This is a genomic window from Altererythrobacter sp. C41, assembly GCF_016803135.1.
Classification (GTDB): domain Bacteria; phylum Pseudomonadota; class Alphaproteobacteria; order Sphingomonadales; family Sphingomonadaceae; genus Pelagerythrobacter.
Genome location: NZ_JAEVFE010000019.1, coordinates 1 through 4,029 on the forward strand (window position 1 = coordinate 1; position 4,029 = coordinate 4,029).

At 67.9% G+C, this 4,029-nt stretch carries 6 protein-coding genes and 1 pseudogene; 5 read left to right on the forward strand and 2 right to left on the reverse strand.

Annotation, left to right across the window (positions count from 1 at the left end; all coding sequences use genetic code 11):
- Nucleotides 1–104: 104 nt before the first annotated feature.
- Nucleotides 105–575 carry a ribosome maturation factor RimM gene (gene rimM, locus JNO53_RS15160; protein ID WP_203113595.1) on the forward strand — a complete coding sequence of 157 codons (471 nt, stop codon included), beginning with the start codon at nt 105–107 and terminating at the stop codon, nt 573–575.
- A 21-nt stretch (nt 576–596) separates the two neighbouring features.
- Here the strand turns inward: rimM and JNO53_RS15165 are convergent, their stop codons facing one another.
- Entirely contained in the window at nt 597–755 is a 159-nt protein-coding gene (locus JNO53_RS15165; RefSeq protein ID WP_203113584.1) for a hypothetical protein, read from the reverse strand.
- Nucleotides 756–845: 90 nt separating this feature from the next.
- Between JNO53_RS15165 and JNO53_RS15170 the strand changes: the two genes are divergently transcribed.
- Complete coding sequence (locus JNO53_RS15170) at nt 846–1,775, forward strand: LysR substrate-binding domain-containing protein (protein WP_238401979.1); 930 nt, start codon at nt 846–848, stop codon at nt 1,773–1,775.
- Between the two features lie 59 nt (nt 1,776–1,834).
- Nucleotides 1,835–2,344, forward strand: coding sequence for a hypothetical protein (locus tag JNO53_RS15175; RefSeq protein ID WP_203113586.1), 510 nt, complete (start codon nt 1,835–1,837; stop codon nt 2,342–2,344).
- A 36-nt stretch (nt 2,345–2,380) separates the two neighbouring features.
- Here the strand turns inward: JNO53_RS15175 and JNO53_RS15180 are convergent, their stop codons facing one another.
- A complete protein-coding gene (locus JNO53_RS15180) occupies nt 2,381–3,301 on the reverse strand; it encodes an NAD(P)/FAD-dependent oxidoreductase (RefSeq protein ID WP_203113589.1) in 921 nt (306 codons plus the stop codon).
- A gap of 56 nt (nt 3,302–3,357) precedes the next feature.
- Between JNO53_RS15180 and JNO53_RS15185 the strand changes: the two genes are divergently transcribed.
- Nucleotides 3,358–3,681 (forward strand): hypothetical protein, encoded by a 324-nt coding sequence (locus JNO53_RS15185; protein ID WP_203113592.1) that lies wholly within the window; start codon nt 3,358–3,360, stop codon nt 3,679–3,681.
- Nucleotides 3,678–4,029: pseudogene (locus JNO53_RS15190) on the forward strand (tRNA (guanosine(37)-N1)-methyltransferase TrmD); the annotation flags it as partial. The gene JNO53_RS15185 and the pseudogene JNO53_RS15190, both read left to right, overlap by 4 nt.

A 4,029-nucleotide genomic window follows, 5' to 3' on the forward strand; every position in this document is an offset into this window, starting at 1 on the left:
CCTCTCCCCTTCAGGGGAGAGGGTCGGGGAGAGGGGGACGCGCGCCACGGGCGCAGTCCGCCACTCCCCCTCTCCCAACCCTCTCCCCTGAAGGGGAGAGGGCTATCACGCTCGCCGTCGTCATCGGCGCGCATGGGGTGGCGGGCGAAGTCCGCCTCAAGCTCTTCGGCGAAGGGCTGGAAAGCCTGAAGGCGCACAAGGCCTTCAACGGCGGCGCGCTGACGCTCTCCAAGATCCGCAGCGACAACAAGGGCGGCGCGATCGCCCGGTTCGCCGAAGTGGCCGACCGCTCGGCGGCCGAGAAGCTGCGCGGCACCACGCTCACCGTGCCGCGGGCCGTGCTCCCTCCGCTGGAGGAGGGCGAATACTATCACGCCGACCTGATCGGCCTGCCCGCGGTGACCGACGCGGGCGAACCGGTCGGCACGATCGTCGCGGTAGAGAACTACGGTGCCACCGACCTGGTCGAAATCGAAAAGCCCGATGGGAAGCGCTTCCTCGTGCCCCTGATCGAGGCCGCCGTGCCCGAGTGGAACGACGAGCGGCTGGTCGTGAGCCGCGACTTCGCCGAATAGTTCGGGCCGAGTAATCCGGCGTCAGCCGCACCGTTTCGAGGCGGTCTCTCCAAAAAGCCTGGCTTTTGGCATCCGGCGCGCGGAGCGCTTTGTTGCAGGTGCGCGCAGGCGCCGCGTGAAGTCGTGCGAAGCGCGCTCGTGGTCGCCGTTCCAGAGGCGCATGAGGAATTCGTCCTGCATTGGTCTGCCCTTTCCTTCGATGCCCTGAAAATGGCTTGGGAGAGCGACAAAGACCAACAAAAGGGCTGGAGAGGATCATAAGATGTCCTTATGATCCGCGCGATGGAGAACCTGCCGCCCCTTTCCGCGATCCGCGCGTTCGAAGCAGCCGGCCGGCTCGAGCATTTCTCCCGCGCGGGCGAGGAACTGGGCATGACCCAGGCTGCGGTCAGCTATCAGATCCGCCAGCTCGAGCAGCGAATCGGCCAGCAGCTCTTCATCCGCGAGAAGGGCGGCGTGCGGCTGTCCGATGCCGGGCGGCGCTTGCTGCCCGCGGTCACCGGCGCCTTCGCCGAACTGCGCCAGGCCTTCGCCGGCCTGCACGAGGAGGCCGCCGGCGTGCTGGCGATCAGCGCCCCCGTTTCCTTCGGCGCCACCTGGCTCTCGGCGCGCATCGGCGGCTTCCAGTTGCGTTTTCCGGACCTCGCGGTGCGGCTCTCGCTCAGCAACGGTCTGGTCGACTTCGCGCGGGACGATTTCGATCTGGCGATCCGGATCGGGTCGGGGAAGTGGGAAGGCCTGCGAAGCGAGTTCCTGTACCGCGCACACGTCACCCCGATCTGCTCGCCCCCGTTCCTCGAACGGCATGAAATACGGCGGCCCGAGGACTTGCTGGGGGTCGAGCGGCTGGGCCCCAACGATCCGTGGTGGGCGGGCTGGTTCGCCGCCGCCGGCGTGGGCGAAGCGCCGGAGCCGCGCCGGGGTATCGTGTTCGACAGCCAGTCGCAGGAAGCCAACGCCGTGCAGGCCGGGTTCGGCGTCGCGCTGATGACGCCGCTGCTGTGGCGCGCCGAGCTCGAAAGCGGCCGGCTCGTGCAGCCCTTCGACACGCTCTATCTGCCGGGCGGCGCGAACTGGATCGTCCACCCGGCGAGCCGGATCGGCGTACGCAAGATCGAGCGCTTCCGCGAATGGATCCGCGAGGAGCTGGCGCGCGACCTGGACCTGCTGCCCGAGCCGTTACTGACTCCCCCGGAATAGCGATGGTGGCCAAGGGGGCGACCGTGATATAGTTCGTGTCGCACGGGGGGAGAAGACGAATGGCATCGCGAAGTTTCCTGAACGGCGTTCTGCGGCACTGGTATTTCTGGATCGCCATGCCGCTGGTGGTGGCGATCGAAGCGGCTTTCGTCTTCACTTTGCCGTGGAATGAGTATCCCCGCGCCGAATGGGCCGTCCTGTTCGACCTGTGCGTGTTTCTCCCGGCGCTCCATCTGATCGTCTATCGTAAAGCGCTGTCGCGCCGTGCGCTGCTGATCCGCACCGTCGCGATCGCCGGTCTGGGTCTGTGGCTCTCGCGCTATCTGGTCCCCGCAGAGAGCCAGCAGGCTCTGCTGCATCTCGCAAAGCTACACGGGGGGCTCGTCGGCGTCGTGATCGTATTCGAGCTTGGCGTGATGATGCTCGTGATCCGCGCAGCGTTTGCTCGTGACGCGGATCCGCAGCGGCTCGAACGCGATTTCGCGGTCCCTCCCCTCATCGCGCGGTTGATGGTGTGGGAAGCGCGGTTCTGGAGGGCCCTAGCTGGATGGTTCAGCGGCCGTAAGTGAACTCTGCGCGACCGCGTTAGACCCGTCTGAAGCTCTCTACCGCCGGATCGGCCGTTCTTTCGCGAGGTGGTTGCGGATCGTGGTGGCGGCGACGCCGGCCTGGCCCATGGCGTGGCTGATCTGGTCGAGACCGACCACGACGTCGCCGGCGGCGAAGAGGCCGGGGACGGCGGTTTCCAGGTGTTCATCGACCACGATGCAGCCGTCCTCGCTCGTCTCCGCCCCGGCGAGCTGGGCCAGTTCGGAGCGGACGGTCGTGCCGAGCGCGGGATAGACGCTGTCGAACGCCATGCGCACGTCGGCGGTGTCGAACGCCAGCCGCTCGCCCTCGATCGCGAAGCCGCCGCAGGGGCCGGCGACGCGGGCGATCCCCGCCTCCTCGAGCTGCGCCGAGCATTCGCGGTCGAGATCGTGGTCGCCGTGCGGGCTGACCAGCGTCAGGTCGGCCGTATAACCGCGCAGAAACAACGCCTCGGTAGTCCCGTGCTTGCCGCTGCCGATCACCGCCACGCGGCGATCGGTGACTTCGTAGCCGTCGCAGACCGGGCAATAGCGGAGCAGGCCGCGCGAGAGCGCTTCATCGTGAATGTCCTCCGCCAGCGCATCGGGGCGGCGGTTGACGACGCCGGTGGCGAGCAGGACGGTGCGTGCAGTATAAGTGCCGCTGTCGGTGCCGACGGTGAAGTGCTCGCCCGCCTTCGCCAGATGCTCGACCTGTTTCTCCTCGCGCAGGGCGCCGTACTTGCGCGCCTGCTCGCGCATCCGGCGCAGCAGTTCCTTGCCTTCGATGCCCTCGGGAAAGCCCGCGTGATTGTGGGTGCACGGTATCCACGCCGCGCGGCTGGTGCCGGAGTCGAACAGCCGGATCGAGAGGTGGTAGCGCGCAAGATAGATCGCGGCGGTTAGCCCGGCGGGCCCGGCGCCGATGATGATGCAGTCGTCGGTATCGGTGTCCATCGAACGCTCCAACGCGCGGGATGGCAATGCGCTCCCCTCCGCGCTAGGCGGTGCCGATGCTGGTCTATCTTGCCCTCATCGTGATCTTCGGCCTTGTGATCGCCGTGGTTTCGGCATTGATCTCGGTTCCTGCTGCGCTCGGCTTTCGCCGGATTTTCCGCGAGATGAGCGTCGAGAGTCTGTCGATGATGGCGTCGGGGGTGGTGCCGGTTTTTCTCATGCTCGTCGTGATGGCGTCGTTCCTATCCGATGATGGGACCGGCGGAGCGGCGGCGCAGGGATTGCTGATCATCGCCGGAATATCCTTTGTGGCGACGATGATCGGCTGGCCTCTGGGGTATCGGTTCAGCCGCCGCGTTCTGGTCGGGCGCAGCGCATGACCTTCGCCGCCACCATCCTGACGCTCTATCCCGAGATGTTTCCCGGGCCGCTCGGCATTTCGCTGGCCGGGCGGGCGCTGGAGCGGGGGGACTGGGCCTGCGAGACGGTGCAGATCCGCGACTTCGCGACCGATCGGCATCGGACGGTGGACGACACGCCGGCCGGGGGCGGGGCGGGCATGGTGCTCAAGCCGGACGTGCTGGCGGCGGCGCTCGATTCGGTGCTGGCGAAGCCCTCTCCCCTTCAGGGGAGAGGGTTGGGAGAGGGGGCAGGGCGAACCGCGACCGTGGCACGCGAGGGGGGGGGGCCCCCCCCCCCCCCCCCCCCCCCCCGAGGGGGGGGGGGGC

Coding starts and splice junctions, on each gene's coding strand:
- JNO53_RS15170 (WP_238401979.1), top strand. CDS start 846: ATGATCCGCGCGATGGAGAACCTGCCGCCCCTTTCCGCGATCCGCGCG.
- JNO53_RS15175 (WP_203113586.1), top strand. CDS start 1,835: ATGGCATCGCGAAGTTTCCTGAACGGCGTTCTGCGGCACTGGTATTTC.
- JNO53_RS15180 (WP_203113589.1), bottom strand. CDS start 3,301: ATGGACACCGATACCGACGACTGCATCATCATCGGCGCCGGGCCCGCC.
- JNO53_RS15185 (WP_203113592.1), top strand. CDS start 3,358: ATGCTGGTCTATCTTGCCCTCATCGTGATCTTCGGCCTTGTGATCGCC.
- JNO53_RS15165 (WP_203113584.1), bottom strand. CDS start 755: ATGCAGGACGAATTCCTCATGCGCCTCTGGAACGGCGACCACGAGCGC.